The following is a 683-nucleotide window of genomic DNA, read 5'->3' as shown; positions in this document are numbered from 1 at the left end:
CCGGTGTTTGTGTTTCCGGGGCAGGGGGCTCAGTGGGTGGGGATGGCGGTGGAGTTGTTGGATGCTTCGCCGGTTTTCGCTGAGCGTTTTGGTGAGTGTGGGGCGGCGCTTGAGGGGTTTGTTGGGTGGTCGTTGGTTGATGTGGTGCGGGGGGTGGAGGGGGCGCCCGGTTTTGGTCGGGTGGATGTGGTGCAGCCGGTGTTGTGGGCTGTGATGGTGTCGTTGGCTGCGGTGTGGGAGTCGTTCGGGGTGCGGCCTGCTGCGGTGGTGGGGCATTCGCAGGGTGAGATCGCGGCGGCGTGTGTGGCGGGTGCGTTGTCGTTGGAGGACGCGGCGCGGGTGGTCGCGCTGCGCAGCCAGGCGATCGTGGCGTTGGCGGGTCGTGGGGGCATGGTGTCGGTGGCTCTGCCGCGCGGCAAGGCGGAGGAGTTTGTTGCCCGGTGGTTGGGTCGGGTGTCGGTGGCGGCGGTGAACAGCCCGGCTTCGACGGTGGTGTCTGGGGATGCGGACGCGCTGGATGAGTTGGTTGCTGCTGCGGAGGTTGAGGGGGTGCGGGCGCGGCGTATCGAGGTGGACTACGCCTCACACTCCTCCCACGTAGAGGCCATCGAGGCGGAGTTGGCCAAGGCGTTGTCCTCGGTGGAGGCGCAGGTCCCGGCGGTCCCGTTCCTCTCCACGGTGAC

1 protein-coding gene is annotated in these 683 nt (G+C 68.1%); it reads left to right on the top strand.

The window, feature by feature from the left end; translation table 11 throughout:
• Nucleotides 1-683 (top strand): acyltransferase domain-containing protein (locus ACYVE9_RS29670; RefSeq protein ID WP_461030959.1); only part of this gene is annotated, 683 nt, incomplete at both ends.

Source organism: Streptomyces sparsus (genome assembly GCF_054776295.1).
Note: the sequence above shows the minus strand (reverse complement) of the source record. Positions and strands in the feature narration are given on the sequence as shown.